A 13,309-nucleotide genomic window follows, 5' to 3' on the forward strand; every position below is an offset into this window, starting at 1 on the left:
TCAAGACATGTCTTACATCGACGGTTTCGTGATCGCAGTACCCACCGCCAACAAGCAAAAATTCATCGAGCACGCGCGCAAGCTCGACCCGATCTTCATCGAGCTGGGCGCCATCCGGGTGATCGAGGGCTGGGGCGATGACGTCCCCGACGGCAAAGTCACCGATTTCCGCCGCGCGGTCCAGGCCACGGCCGAGGAAACGGTGGCGTTTTCGTGGGTCGAATGGCCGGACAAGGCCACACGCGACGCAGGCATGAAGAAGATGATGGAAGACCCGCGCATGGACCCGTCCGCCCCCGGCAACCCGCCCATGCCCTTCGACGGCAAACGCATGATCTTCGGCGGCTTCGAACAGGTGGTCGAAGTGAAGGCTTGAGCAGTCCCCAACGTCGCGCAGCGCGCACGCTCCCCGGTGCAACTCGCGGGCTGGCAGTGGCAGGGTCCGGTCGCAGCTCGAACACTGCCAGCCTGCCACGCTGCGCATGTGGTCGAGGGCTTCAGGTGTCGCTGATAAAGTTGCAAGTGCGTATTTCGGTCGCTGCTGGACAGTGGGGACGAACTGAGCTGGACAGCTGGAACGGCGGGAGCTGGACACTCAGTTCGGCGCTCGTGGTCATTTCCAAATCGGGGACGTGAGCATCTGTGCAGCTTTGTCCAGTCGCCTTCTTGGGTGATACAGGGCGCTGGAGCCACCAGCTAGACTTCCGCTATCGGCCGAGGCTGTGTGAAAACGTCGATGGCTGACTTTTGCGGGGGTACTTCAACCATTGCTCGCATCGAGATCGAGCGTTGTAGGCCGTTCTGAGCGGTCGATTTCTGAGAAGACCAGCAGCACCAGGGCATATGGCGCGTTTTTACACAGCCTCGGCCAAGAGTGGACGTTGGAGTCCGGCACTTAGACAAAATGCACCCTTCTTCGATGATCAATCAGCTGCTCGAGGCTGTCTGGATATGTCCGCCAAGGAAGACACATCCTGCTTGGGTAGACCAAACAACAGCGGCTATTGCAACTGACCTTGTCAGATTGACTATCGCCGAATCCCCGACGGTCCAAGTTTCACCATGCGAGGTTTCAATACCAGGTGCCTACCCAGCCCTGGGCATCAAACTGCAGGAAGTGTCGAGTTCGACAAGGATGCCAGCGGGCTGGCCGGAAAACTGGAGGGCGTCCGAGCAAATCGACGCGGTTCGGAAGTATTTACCCGCAGTGATTGCAGAAGTTCGCGTTTGGGACGCCTTGGGCGAAGGCCCTGATTCAGCTATCCAACTTGTCTTCGTAACTGGCCTGGCACTCACTGTAAGGCATCAGTATCCCCCGATGACCTTGGGCGTGGACATAAGTCGTCGAGGCCATCTGTAGGATGCTGCTAAGGTTCACACGGGAAAGCTGTGCCGCTGCTGCGGCGGCATACGGCCGAGGCTGTGTGAAAACGTCGATGGCTGACTTTTGCGGGGGTATTTCAACCATTGCTCGCATCGAGATCGTGCCTTGTAGGCCGTTCTGAGCGGTCGATTTCTGAGAAGACCAGCAGCACCAGGGCGTATGGCGCGTTTTTACACAGCCTCTGCCATAAGCGAACATGTAACGACTGCCTCTTTTCACAGGATTTTTAATGAGGTTAGAGCTTGAAGAGCATGGCAGAAAGCTCAGCAATTTCAACGGTTTACAGCCGAAACGCAAGCCGGCGCTGGGCGCAAGCGCGGCGATAGATAGCGGCGTGAGCCCCATAAGAATTTAGCCATGCAAGCGCGCCGCCTTCGTAATCTATCAAGCATTCGCCAAACCGAGTTGCGGAGTCAGTACCCCTGGCTCAAAACAGTAGTCTGGAACGAAGAGAACCGCTTTGGCATCCCGAGAGGGGTGGCGATCACCGTCTTCGATCATTGGCTTACGCGCGACGAAGCCAATAGACTTTTGGAAAATGTCCCACGAGAGGAGCAGCAAATTCGGAACGCATGTCACGCTGCGTTCTGTGCTTTGCTTGTTGCCGAAACACCTGTCCTGTCCTTTACTTTTCGCAGGCGCGCGCATGACCGCACCACATTTCGCGAGTTCATCTCCCCAGAGGCGCTATCAAATTACTGCACGCCGAATGGTGGCCAAACTCTTAGACACCGTCATTTTCAAGTCGTCCTACCCGAGCTGGACTGCGCATTTTTGGAAAGCTGGGATGACACGCATCACTTCTATTTCAACAATCCCGCGTGCATTGAACCCGTTCGTGAATGGGCCGAGAGATGTGGCCTGTATCTACTTGAGCATCGCTAACCAGTCGCTCGAGCCGACTCAGGTCGGCAGGCCGTCGCTCGCGGCTCAGCTTCACCATTGAACGACTGCTTTGCGGAATCTTGAACTTCCGCTGTGGGCCCAAAGCGGACTTTCGACCAGATTCAACCCAATGCAATTGGACATGGTCAAGTCAAACTCATCGTGCGGAGGCGACGGTCCGCTCCATGCTGGCGATCAAGACCGCATCGACCTCGTCCGGATCCTGCGCCTGCCGTTGCCGGAGGCGTTCAAGCACCGTGCCTGTTGCGGCATGGTCTCGCCACGCTTCGATGGTCCAGTCGCCACGCAGATGGACTACCCAGTTTGTCTCGTTCTTCATGGCGTCGAGCAACTCGCCTTCGGTATCCGGGTTGGCTCCGTGGCTCAACAGCAGCTCGACAAGTGGCAGGCAGATCGAACGCATCTCCGTGCCTCGACCGCACAGGAGCAACGCGACGGCACCGAGAAGAGGGCCGCGCCAATGCAGGCTCTTGTAGCTACCCGCCGCGCCTCTGCCTTTGCTCGACAGCTTTTCCACGCACAGGCGCACCGTCATGTTTGCGTCCAGGCCTCGGGCAAGCAGCCCGCCAATGAAGTTGGCGACCAGGTTGGCATCGCGCTGCGGGACAAAACGGCGCTCGTCGCTTAGCGTGGCATCGGTTATCCAGGCCAGATTATCGGTATCGAAAAGGCCCTTTAGCACCTCGTCCTGAAACGCATCTGGCTCCATCCAGAATGCAGCGCTTGCACCGCTTGCGAGAAGTTCGTTGGCCAGGGTCAGCGGTCTGCATCCCATCGTGGGGTGACGAAACAAGTTGCGCAGCAAGGAGATGGGGCGGTGATCCCACAGCGGTGTGTCCAGGTCCACCCCCGCGGCGACCAGCTCGGCAATGGTGTCGGCGTCGCGTTCCTGAAAGTACATTCGCTCGAGGCGGCGTTGATCACTCATGGTCGGCGGCGGTACGGAGCGCGCCCCCAATGCCTCCAACACGGCCAGTACGCCTGGCCGGTTGTCGAATAGAAATCTGCTGTTGAAGAGCAGACTCCCCTCCAGTTGGCCCTTGTGGGCCCAGCGGATCTGCGCGTTGACGTCAACGCCCTCGCGCGACGCCAGCAAGGCCAATAGCTCAGGATACTCGCAGAGCACAAGCAGCACATTTGCGGAACGCCACAGCGCCGAGGGATCGGCCTGCGGCGCCTCGACGAGCGTGCGCAGCAGTGCGGGTGCCGCCTTGCCGCCGTGGCGCTGAATCGCCCCAGCGATCTCGTCGACCCAAGCAAGGCAAGCGATCACGTCAGCTCCGGCGTTCAACAAGGCCGACACCGCCTTGCCAAGGCTGGCCTTGGCCGCATGTACCAGTAGCGGCGCGCCATCGACGAGCGCGTCCTTAGGTGCGCCCCCCTTGATGGCCTTGGCGAAGGCTGCTTCCTTGCCCTCGAGCAGCAACTCCAGCAGCTGCTCATCCTCGGTCAGCGTCGGCGCCGGGAAGGCCTTGGCCGCAACCTTCTTGCCGCCCTGGTAGTGCAGCGTTCGCGTTTCGCCGACCTGCCCGTACCAGATGCGTACCCGGATGTGCGTCGCGCCAGCGTCGTGCAATGCCTGGATGTGCGCTTTCTCCAGTTCGTCGCCGGATGAGCCGTCGACCACGAAGCGCAGTGTCTCGCCGCGCAGCGACGCACTGGTCAAGAAGGGCTTCTCCCAGTCGTAGAAGCAAACCTGCAGTGGCGCGGGCCACTGGTCAGCAAACTTGCCGACGGCGATCTGAAGGTGATCGTGCAGCGTGGAAAGCTTGAGAGCGTCTGCACCTACGCAAGTAAAAGTCAGGATGTTGGAAGACATGAGGGTGGTGTAGAAAAGCGAAAAGGCGTCTGAGGCGCCATTGTGTCCAGGCGCGGTGCCCGCTGGCTTGACAAATTGTCCACAGACCCATATTCGGTCTTTCCGACCTTCAATCGACGCTGCAAATTCGGTTTTTGGCTTGGCTATCGCAAAAACGCAATGGCCGCTCTTGGCCGATGGCAGCCATCGTATCAGCGGCAGTCTCGGGCCCATTGCCGTCCTCGCCCAGCGAGTCTGAACGAAGGCTGTTCACCGGATACGGCCAGTCGCCCCATGTCTGACTACAGCCCGCGTCGGCCATGACCCGACCCACTTCTCTTTTCTTGCCAGAGCGCCGCGTCGCCGCCCGGTGAGCAGCCTGGCGACGGTCAATGCATCGGCTGCCCGAGCCGCTTGCTGGCCCTGGAGATTGCGTAGTTCACCAGGCAGTAGAGCGCCGCGACAACGAGGTACACGGGCACCAGTGAGTTGTAGTTGGCGATGAGCACCTTGGCGTTCTGCATCAGCTCGCCATAGGTGACGACATAGCCGAACGTGGTGTCCTTGACCACGATGACCAGCTGCGCGACCAGCGCCGGCACGATGTAGCGAAGGGCCTGGGGGAAGACGATGTGCAAAAAGACCTGGGCTTCGGTCAGCCCCAGGCTTCGCGCGGCATCGGTCTGGCCGCGGGGAACGGCGAGCACGCCTGCGCGATAGACCTCGGCCACCACCGCGGCGGTGCTCAGGCCGACGGGCAGGGTCAGCATCCAGTAGGTGGAGAGCTTGATGCCCACCGATGGCAGCGCCAAAAAACACACGTAGATGAGCAGCAGCGTGGGCGTGCCGCGTAGGAACTCGATCACCGCGATGCTCGGCCAGCGTACGAGCCGGGGCTTGGCCAGCCGCCCCAGCAGCAGCACCAGCCCCAACGCCAGCGCGATGGCGGCCGCCATCGCCGCCGATGCCAGCGTGCCGAGCAGGCCTTTGCCCAGGAAGGCCCAGGTCGTCGGCCGGGCGAAGAATTCCCACAGGCGCGGCTCGAGCTGCCCTGCCGAGTGGAAGCGGAACACGACGGCTGCAGCCATCAGCACCAGCACGGCGGCTGCGACCACGCTCACCACGCGCGTCAGCTTGCGGGCCTGCGGGCTGGGCGCGGCGAAAAGGATGTCTTCCAGGGCGCGGCTCATCGCAGGATCCGCACTTTCTTTTCCAGCGTGGCACCGGCCCAGGCGATGAGCAAGCCGCTGGCCACGTACATCGCGGCGGCCACCGCGAATGCGGCCATGCCGGCGGCGGAGTCGGTGGCGATCTTGGACACGAGCGCGGTGAGCTCACGGCCCGGCAGCGGCACCTGCGACGCCAGCGAGGTCGACAGCATCAGCGCAATGAGCAGCGAGGTCATGGGCTGCACCACGGCGCGCAGCGCCTGAGGCAAGACCACCGCAGTGATGACGCGCATCGGGCGCATGCCCAGGCTGAGTGCAGCCTCCGCCTGGCCACCGGCGACGGTGTTGATGCCCGTGCGGACGTAGTCCGCCGTGAATGCAGAACAGACCAGGGTCAGGGTGAGGACCACGCTCGCCTCATAGTCGATGAGGACGTTGAGATCGGGCAGTGCGAACACGATGAAGATCAGCAGCGCCACGCTGGGAATGTTGCGAAAGATCTCGACGTAGACCGTCATGGCCAGGCGCAGCGGCCCAACGGGAAGGAGCCGGAGCACCGCCACCACCATGCCCAGCGCGAAGCCGGCCACGAAGGACAGCGCGGTGAGCTTCCACGTGAGCAAAAGGGCCTGCCCGAAAGCAGGCCCGTAGTCAGCCAGGAGCCGAGAAACCCCGTCCATTGTTTACGGGAGGGCGGGCGGCTTGGGCACGTCGGTGCTGCCGGTGCGCTGGCCGATGGACACGGTCCACAGCTTGGCCCAGGTGCCGTCGGCTTCGATCTTCTTCAAGAAGGCATTGATGAAGGCTACGCCATCCGAGCCCTTGGGCAGGCCGATGCCGTAGGGATCTTGCGCACCGAAGGGGGCGCCCGCCAGCTTCGCGTCGCCGGTGCCCAGGCTCAGGGCGTTGAGCAGCAGCGTGTGGTCGGTCACATAGGCATCCACGCGCCCCTGGCGCAGTGCGTCCAGGGCCTCCTGGTGCGTCTGGAACTCTTGCACCGTGGCCTTGGGCGCGACCTGCGCCAGGATGGCAGGCCCGGTGGAGCCGGCCTGCGTGGCGGTCTTCTTGCCGGCCAGGTCGTTGTACGACTGGATCGCCTTGTTGTTCGACTTGACCAGCACCCCGGCCTGCGAGGTGTAGTAGGGCCCTGCGAACGCAATTTTCTCGGCGCGTGCGGGGGTGATGGAATACGTGGCGAACACCATGTCCACCTGGTCGTTGATGAGCACCTGCTCGCGCGTGGACGAGTTCACCTGGGTGAACTGGTACTTGGCCCCATCGCCCAGGATGTAGCGCGTGACGAGCTGGGCCAGGCCCGCGTCGAAACCGCGAATCTTGCCGTCCTTCTCGTTCAGCAGCGAGAAGAGATTGGAGGTCTGGGTACCGCCCAGGCGCAGCGTGCCGGCCTGCTTCACCTTGGTGGCCCAGGTGCTCGATGCGATGGTCGCCGCATCGGCCACGGGGCCCTGCGCTACCAGCGCGTCAAACGCCGCCGCGTTGATGGGTGTGCCCTGTGCAAGAACAGACCCGCCGGTGGCGAGCACCAGTGCGACAACGGAGAACTTCAGAGTGGATGTGATCGACATGCGGCCTTCTTCTTGGAGGTGTGTGACGTTGTGCAATGTATAGCAATTGTGCAATGCGCCGGTTGCCCATCCCGGTGCCTATGGGTCAGTGGCAACTCGCGAACATTTTGGCGTCGAGTCCGGGTGTCTGAGGTCCGTTTGGACCTGTCGTTCACGGCTTGGCTTTAAACGACAGCTTATGGCCGAGGCTGTGTGAAAACGCGCGTCACGCCCCGGACTTGCCGGCCTGCCAAGAAATCGACCGCTCAGATCGGCCTGCAACGCACGATCTCGATGCGAGCAATGGTTGAAGTACCCCTGCAAAAGTCGTCTATCGACGCTTTCACTCAACCTCGGCTGATACCCGCCATCGTAGCAGCGGCTATAGCGCACCCAAAGCAGTTACCTGAGATTCATGGGTCTCAACAGGTAGCAGACGCACCGCTCTCACATGCCCCCTACCCGCCCCGCGGTGCATGCACCGCCATCAGCTCCACAACCCAGTCGATGAACACCCGCAGCTGCTTGCTCACATAGCGGTTGGGCGGGTAGGCCACATACAGGGGCATGGCATCGATGCGCCAGTCCGTGAACAGCGGCACCAGCGCACCGCTGGCCACGTGTTGCCTGGCCATGTAGTGGGGCAGCCACAGCGCGCCCAGGCCGGACAACCCTGCGGTGAGGTAGGTGTTGCCATCGTCGATGGCCAGCACGTAGCGCCCGCCGACCTTGGCCGTTTCGCGGCCCTTGCGCATGGCATAGGGCAGGTCCCCGTCCCACCGGTAGCGCACGATGCGGTGGCGCGGGTCGCGCAGTTCATCGGGGTGCACGGGCGTGCCCGCCTGCGCCAGGTAGGCCGGCGCGGCATACACACCCAGCTGCAGGTCGCCCACGTGGCGCGCGACCAGCCCTTGGTCCTTGATCTCGCCGCCGCGCACGACGCAATCGACGTTGTCGCCGATCAGGTCGACCTTGCGGTCGCTGGCGCCCATGTCGAGCTGGATGTCGGGGAACCGGGCATGGAAGGCGGGCAGCGCCGGCACCAGAAGGATGTTGGCCAGGGGGCTGGGTACGTCCACGCGCAGCAGGCCGCGCGGAGCGGTGGGGGCGCCGGGGAGATTGCCTTCGATGTCATCGAGCTCCGCCAGCAGGCGCACCACCCGCTCGTAGTAGACGGCGCCATCGGTGGTGACGTTGACCCGGCGGGTCGTGCGGTGCAGCAGCTTGAGCTGCAAGCGCGCCTCCAGCTGTTGCACCAGCTGGGTCACCGTGGTGCGGCTCCAGCCCAGGTTGTCGGCGGCCTTGGTGAAGCTGCCCGACTCGACCACCCGCACAAAAGCCCGCATGCCGTCAAACCTGTCCACAGGATTCTCCCAAAGATTATCCTTATTTTACAAACAGTGATGCAGGAGATAGTGGCTTTATCCAAACAATCGCCAGGGCTACAGTGACTGCACCCACCCACCCATGGAGCCCCCAATGAGCCAAAGCAAAGCCATTTTCCCCGCCGGTCGCCAGGATCTGTATGCCAACCACCGGTATTCGGCAGCCATCCAGTCCGGCGATCTGCTGTTCGTCTCTGGCCAGGTCGGCAGCCGCAGCGACGGCTCGCCCGAGCCCGACTTCGAAGCCCAGGTGCGCCTGGCCTTCGCCAACCTGCAGGCGACGCTGAAGGCAGGCGGCTGCAGCCTCGGCGACATCGTGGATGTGACCACCTTCCATACCGATCCGCAGAACCAGTTCGAGACGGTGCTGGCCGTGAAGAACGATGTCTTCCCCAGCGCGCCCTACCCCAACTGGACGGCGCTCGGGGTCACCTGGCTGGCAGGGTTCGACTTTGAGATCAAGGTCATCGCCCGGATCCCCGGCTGACGGGGCTGTGCGGGCTGCGGCTGGCAGAAATCGCCATGCCAAAGCTGCACAGGGCCTTGAGCAAAACCGCAGCCCGGCGTGCGCCGTGACAGCCTAGATCCTCACGAGGTTGTGCATCGACAGTGCGCCAAAAGGCAGCGAGGCGAGCGGCCCACCGACGTCGAGCGCGCCCAGGTCGATCGGGAAGAAGCCGGTGGCTTCGATGATGCCGCGCACCTCGGCCTTTGCTGCGGCATCGTCGCCCGAGTAGAACAACACACGCTTGCCCCCTGCCACCGCAGGCTGCTGCAGCACGTTGACGTCCAGGTGGTTGAACGCCTTGACGACCCGGGCCCCTGCTGCAAACTGCTGGATGATCTGGCTGGAGTGCTTTCCTCCCAGGTCCACGGCCTTGATGCCATAGGCGGCAAGGGGATTGCTTGGGTCTTTGGCGTCCGGCGATGCCGGGTCGATGAATTCCACCGGGTTGGTGCCATCGATCACGATACGGCCGTTCCAGGCCGGCAAGCCGCCCAGCACTTTCTGCGCGTCGGTCCAGCGCACTGCAACCATCACGATGTCTGCGCTTGCAGCCTCTTGCACGGTGCCTGCCTTGATGGAGGGCCCGATCTCTGCGACCAGCGCTGCCAGCGATTCAGGCCCGCGGCTGTTGGCGATGGTGGCCGAGATGCCGTTTTTGGCGAGAGCGCGGGCGAAGTTGGAGCCCAGGGCGCCGGAGCCGATGATGCCGATAGTCATTTGATTTCCTTTGAAGGTATGCAGGGGGATGAAAAACCGGAGCTGCCCGCCCCTCGCAATCTGGGCAACTCCCTTCGTGGAAACCAGGAAATCCTGGTTTTTAATGAATGTGTGTCACCGTCACTATGACATTTTTGAACAAAAAATAGGCCGTCCGAAGTCACCAGACGAGAGGGATGGAGAACTTGCCGAGCCGGGCCACTTCGCCAGCGACATCTGCAACGGTGGTCTTGGCGAGCTCTTGCTCCAGGGCGCCGCGCGCCCGGGCCAGGGTGGGTTGCAGCGCCTGCAGAATATTGCCGCCCACCGCGCAGTTCTCGCACGGCGGCGTGCGATGGAGCGAAAAAAGCTCGGGGTCTTCGACGGCCTCGTACACATCCAGCAGCCGGATGTCTGCAGCAGCCTTGGCCAACATCGCCCCGCCGCCAGCGCCCAGTTGCGAACGGGTGAATCCGGCTTCGCCCAGCCGCGACAGCAGGCCCCGTATCACCACCGCGCTGGTGTTCACCGAGTACGCGAGATCTTCGGATCGCATGGGCGTGCCATCGCTGACGGCCAAGGCGGTCAGGACGTGCACTGCTACGGCGAAGCGGGTACTGGTGGGCATGGAGAAAATTGGATTCGTTTGTGCTTGTGTGTAAATGACTTTATTACACATATTCCTGATTGTCAATGGGCGAAAGGAAACAGCGGCACCGGGTGCGATGGCATTTCGGCAACCGCTGCGCCTGCGGCAGCCGCTTCGTGCGCTGCCGACGTGCAAAGCAGTGCCCGGGTTGGCGTCATTGCGGTGCAGGCCCGCACTCCCGCCCGCGGCCTGGTGCCATGTGCCACATTGCCTGTCACATGACAGTCACTGTGGGCCAGCGGTACTTACCCCTGTGGCGCCCCGTGGCGCAGGCCAATAGCATCCCTCTTCGTTGCAACCTGCAACGATCACAGCGTCCTCGGCATCAAACTTGCTGGTAGCGACGACCAGGAAATGCATACCCGCATTTTCTGGTTTGTGATTATTTGTCATCAAACACAATTTGATTGAGGGAACCTTGCCAATGAAAACGATGAATCGCTGCGCCATTGCAGCGCTGGCCCTGGTGGGCACGTCTGCTGCGTTTGCCCAGAGCAGCGTGACCCTGTACGGCCGGATCAACACCACGTTCGAGCGCCAGAAGGATGGCGACGTGTCCAAGACCGGTCTGTTCAACAACTCCTCCCGCTTCGGCTTCAAGGGGCAGGAAGACCTGGGCGGCGGCTTGAAGGCGGGCTTCCAGCTGGAAAGCGGCTTTGACTCCAGCACCGGTGTCATCGACTCCCGCGGTGTCTTCGCCCGCCAGAGCGAGGTGAACCTCTCCGGCGGCTTCGGCATGCTGCGCATGGGCAACTTCACCTCGGAGTCGTACTACGCCACCGCCGACTACATCAGCAACCACAACCACGACACCGGTTCGTCGGCAGATGCGCTGTATGCCTACCCGGCCCGCGACGTGAACAAGATCGCCTACCGCACCCCGAGCTTTGGTGGCGCCACGTTCGAGGCCGGCTGGGCCATGCACGAGAAGGTGAGCGGCACCGGCGGCAAGAACAGCGTCGACCTGGCCGCCAACTACGCCATCGGCGCACTGGGCCTGGGTGCCGGCTACTCCAAGCTCGATGACCAGAGCCAGTTTGCCGTGCGCGCTTCGTACTCGACCGGCCCGTTCGTGCTGGGCGCCTATGTGCAACGCGACAAGAACGCCTTTATCGCCAACGGCGGCAACCGCACCAACGTGCGCCTGTCGGCCGCCTACATCGTGGACGTGTCCGAGTTCCACCTGAACGTGGGCCGCGCAGGCGACTACTCCCGCGTGGACAACACGGCCGCCACCCAGTACACGCTGGGCTACAACTACCACCTGAGCAAGCGCACCAAGATCTACACCTACTACACCCGCATCAACAACAACCAGGCCGCCAACTACGGCGTGTCGGCCGCCGGCAACGATTTCAGCTCGTTTGCCATGGGGGTGCGCCACAACTTCTGATGGCGTCATGCCCGCTGCTGCCCTGACTGGTGGGAGGGCAGAGACACAGCAACTTGGCCCGCACTTCTTTGGGGAGTGCGGGCTTTTTTACGCCAGGGCGATGGCGATTAGCCTTGCGCTCAGCGGCAGGCAGGGGCATGCTGTGGTGCTACGGCACAACGTCACCCCGAGGAACACGCCATGACCACCCAGACCACACGCACGCTGCTGGCCCTGTCTGCCCTGCTGATCCAGGCGGGCGCCACTGCCTATGCGGCAGACATGCCGCCGACACCGCCGCCGCCGGCACCCACCCGCCCCGCCAGCCAGCCGCCTGCGCATACGCAAGCCCCGGCAGCAGACAAGCTGGCCCAGGCGCGCTACTTCACCCGCTCGCTGCAGTGGTCTGCGGCGTTCGAGGAGCTCAAGCGCATCAACGACACGGGCAGCGCCGACTGGCACAACCTGATGGGCTACACGCTGCGCCACAGCAAGAAGCCCGACCTGGTTGCAGCCGGCAAGCACTACGATGAAGCGCTGCGCATCGACCCGCGCCATCGCAACACGCTCGAATACTCCGGTGAGCTGTACCTGATGAAGGGCCAGCTCGGCAAGGCGCAGGCGCGCCTGGCCACCCTCGGGAGCGAGTGCGGCGCCAGTGGCTGCCAGCAATACGCACTGCTGCAGTCCGCGATCGAGAGCTATAAGGCGGCGGGCAACAAGTACGTGCCGTCGACCTGGTAAGAGCGGCTAACAAAACTCTTCTGGCGTCGTTGCCGCGTCTTGTCGTACTACGCGTACTGCCTGCAAGACATCTGATGTGTAGCGCCTAGCCAGAACCGCTTCGCTGAGTTTTGTTATCCGCTCCAAGTAGCCTGCATCGTCAGCACCGCCCCTCGGGCGTCTTCTCCAGCTCACCGAGCTTGTCCACCACCAGCGCGATGAAGGCCGACACGGCCAGTGGCAGGTGCCTGCGGCTGGGGTACAGCACGGTAAGGCCCTGGCCCTTGCGCTGGTACTGGGGCAGCACGGGCACCAGCAGGCCGGCCTGCAGGTCGAGCCGGGACATGCCGGTGGGCAGCAGCGCAATGCCCAGGCCGGCCACGGCGGCGCGGCGCAGGGCCTGGGCGGTGTTGGCACCAAAGCGGCCGCTGGCCTGTTGCACCTCGTGCACGGCGCCATCGGGCCCCACCAGGCGCCAGGAGCCGCTGCTGCCTGCGTGGCTGGCCATGATGGCGTCGTGCGCGGCCAGGTCGGCCAGCGTGGCGGGCATGCCGCGCGCGGCCAGGTAGACGGGGCTGGCCACCAGGCAGTCGCCCCGGGCCGCAAAGAGCTGGCGGCCCACGTAACCCGAGTCGCCCACCTCGCCCCCGCGAAAGGCCACGTCGATGCGCTCGGCAATCAGGTCCGAGCGCCCATCGCTGAGCACGAAGTCGAGCCGCACGCGCGGGTGCGCGGCCAGGAAGGCGGCGATCCACTCCATGGGAAAGAAGTCGAAGAAATCCGCCGGCACCGCCACGCGCACCGAGCCGGTGGGCTCGTCGCTGCCCAGGCGCAGCTCCTGCCCGGCCTCTTGCAGGCCATCGACGGCTCCCGCGCAGCGCTCATGGAAGGCCTCGCCCGCGCTGGTGAGCGTGAGCTTGCGGGTAGAGCGCTGCAGCAGGCGCGTGCCCAGCTGCGCCTCAAGCTGCTGCACGCGCCGGCTCACGGTGTTGGGCGGCACGCCAAGGCGGCGTGCGGCCTCGGCAAAGCTGCCGCTGCGCACCACCTGCACGAACAGGGCGACGTCATTGAGGTCGAGCGCAGGTGTGGTCACGGATACCTTTCATGGATGGATGAGTGCAATCCCATTGTGCCATCTAGTCAACCAATGGGGT

13 protein-coding genes are annotated in these 13,309 nt (G+C 63.2%); 5 read left to right on the top strand and 8 right to left on the bottom strand.

The features are described from left to right. Positions 1-7: 7 nt before the first annotated feature. Both ASE28_RS05710 and ASE28_RS31885 read left to right on the top strand, forming a co-directional pair. Positions 8-376, top strand: a complete 369-nt coding sequence (locus ASE28_RS05710; protein WP_057265395.1) for a DUF1428 domain-containing protein — start codon at positions 8-10, stop codon at positions 374-376. 1,365 nt (positions 377-1,741) lie between these two features. After that, entirely contained in the window at positions 1,742-2,269 is a 528-nt protein-coding gene (locus ASE28_RS31885; protein ID WP_157412638.1) for a hypothetical protein, read from the top strand. 157 nt (positions 2,270-2,426) lie between these two features. On the opposite strand, the gene ASE28_RS05715 is transcribed toward ASE28_RS31885, so the two are convergent. The 5 genes from ASE28_RS05715 to ASE28_RS05735 form a co-directional block, all read right to left on the bottom strand. Next, complete coding sequence (locus tag ASE28_RS05715) at positions 2,427-4,109, bottom strand: hypothetical protein (RefSeq protein ID WP_057265397.1); 1,683 nt, start codon at positions 4,107-4,109, stop codon at positions 2,427-2,429. Between the two features lie 368 nt (positions 4,110-4,477). Next, entirely contained in the window at positions 4,478-5,278 is an 801-nt protein-coding gene (locus tag ASE28_RS05720; protein WP_057265399.1) for an amino acid ABC transporter permease, read from the bottom strand. Next, positions 5,275-5,937 (bottom strand): amino acid ABC transporter permease, encoded by a 663-nt coding sequence (locus ASE28_RS05725; RefSeq protein ID WP_057265401.1) that lies wholly within the window; start codon positions 5,935-5,937, stop codon positions 5,275-5,277. Before ASE28_RS05725 ends, ASE28_RS05720 begins: the two co-directional genes overlap by 4 nt. Before the next feature lie 3 nt (positions 5,938-5,940). Continuing rightward, positions 5,941-6,843 (bottom strand): glutamate ABC transporter substrate-binding protein, encoded by a 903-nt coding sequence (locus ASE28_RS05730; protein ID WP_057265403.1) that lies wholly within the window; start codon positions 6,841-6,843, stop codon positions 5,941-5,943. 437 nt (positions 6,844-7,280) lie between these two features. Beyond that, a complete protein-coding gene (locus ASE28_RS05735; protein WP_057265405.1) occupies positions 7,281-8,186 on the bottom strand; it encodes a LysR family transcriptional regulator in 906 nt (301 codons plus the stop codon). Between the two features lie 115 nt (positions 8,187-8,301). Between ASE28_RS05735 and ASE28_RS05740 the strand changes: the two genes are divergently transcribed. After that, entirely contained in the window at positions 8,302-8,694 is a 393-nt protein-coding gene (locus ASE28_RS05740) for a RidA family protein (RefSeq protein ID WP_057204482.1), read from the top strand. 93 nt (positions 8,695-8,787) lie between these two features. On the opposite strand, the gene ASE28_RS05745 is transcribed toward ASE28_RS05740, so the two are convergent. Beyond that, positions 8,788-9,432: an NADPH-dependent F420 reductase gene (locus ASE28_RS05745; RefSeq protein ID WP_057265407.1), complete on the bottom strand. Its 645-nt coding sequence runs from the start codon at positions 9,430-9,432 to the stop codon at positions 8,788-8,790. Positions 9,433-9,592: 160 nt separating this feature from the next. Next, positions 9,593-10,039 (bottom strand): Rrf2 family transcriptional regulator, encoded by a 447-nt coding sequence (locus tag ASE28_RS05750; protein WP_057265409.1) that lies wholly within the window; start codon positions 10,037-10,039, stop codon positions 9,593-9,595. Between the two features lie 445 nt (positions 10,040-10,484). Here ASE28_RS05750 and ASE28_RS05755 point away from each other — a divergent pair, with 445 nt between their 5' ends. Together ASE28_RS05755 and ASE28_RS05760 are read left to right on the top strand one after the other, a co-directional pair. After that, positions 10,485-11,453: a porin gene (locus tag ASE28_RS05755; RefSeq protein WP_057265411.1), complete on the top strand. Its 969-nt coding sequence runs from the start codon at positions 10,485-10,487 to the stop codon at positions 11,451-11,453. Between the two features lie 180 nt (positions 11,454-11,633). Then, positions 11,634-12,176, top strand: coding sequence for a M48 family metallopeptidase (locus ASE28_RS05760; RefSeq protein ID WP_057204475.1), 543 nt, complete (start codon positions 11,634-11,636; stop codon positions 12,174-12,176). Positions 12,177-12,315: 139 nt separating this feature from the next. On the opposite strand, the gene ASE28_RS05765 is transcribed toward ASE28_RS05760, so the two are convergent. Continuing rightward, positions 12,316-13,248: a LysR family transcriptional regulator gene (locus ASE28_RS05765; RefSeq protein WP_057204473.1), complete on the bottom strand. Its 933-nt coding sequence runs from the start codon at positions 13,246-13,248 to the stop codon at positions 12,316-12,318. Positions 13,249-13,309: the final 61 nt, after the last annotated feature.

This window comes from Acidovorax sp. Root219, from assembly GCF_001428665.1.
GTDB lineage: Bacteria > Pseudomonadota > Gammaproteobacteria > Burkholderiales > Burkholderiaceae_C > Acidovorax.

Coding starts and splice junctions, on each gene's coding strand:
- ASE28_RS05730 (WP_057265403.1), bottom strand. CDS start 6,843: ATGTCGATCACATCCACTCTGAAGTTCTCCGTTGTCGCACTGGTGCTC.
- ASE28_RS05760 (WP_057204475.1), top strand. CDS start 11,634: ATGACCACCCAGACCACACGCACGCTGCTGGCCCTGTCTGCCCTGCTG.
- ASE28_RS31885 (WP_157412638.1), top strand. CDS start 1,742: ATGCAAGCGCGCCGCCTTCGTAATCTATCAAGCATTCGCCAAACCGAG.
- ASE28_RS05745 (WP_057265407.1), bottom strand. CDS start 9,432: ATGACTATCGGCATCATCGGCTCCGGCGCCCTGGGCTCCAACTTCGCC.
- ASE28_RS05725 (WP_057265401.1), bottom strand. CDS start 5,937: ATGGACGGGGTTTCTCGGCTCCTGGCTGACTACGGGCCTGCTTTCGGG.
- ASE28_RS05715 (WP_057265397.1), bottom strand. CDS start 4,109: ATGTCTTCCAACATCCTGACTTTTACTTGCGTAGGTGCAGACGCTCTC.
- ASE28_RS05720 (WP_057265399.1), bottom strand. CDS start 5,278: ATGAGCCGCGCCCTGGAAGACATCCTTTTCGCCGCGCCCAGCCCGCAG.
- ASE28_RS05710 (WP_057265395.1), top strand. CDS start 8: ATGTCTTACATCGACGGTTTCGTGATCGCAGTACCCACCGCCAACAAG.
- ASE28_RS05755 (WP_057265411.1), top strand. CDS start 10,485: ATGAAAACGATGAATCGCTGCGCCATTGCAGCGCTGGCCCTGGTGGGC.
- ASE28_RS05750 (WP_057265409.1), bottom strand. CDS start 10,039: ATGCCCACCAGTACCCGCTTCGCCGTAGCAGTGCACGTCCTGACCGCC.
- ASE28_RS05740 (WP_057204482.1), top strand. CDS start 8,302: ATGAGCCAAAGCAAAGCCATTTTCCCCGCCGGTCGCCAGGATCTGTAT.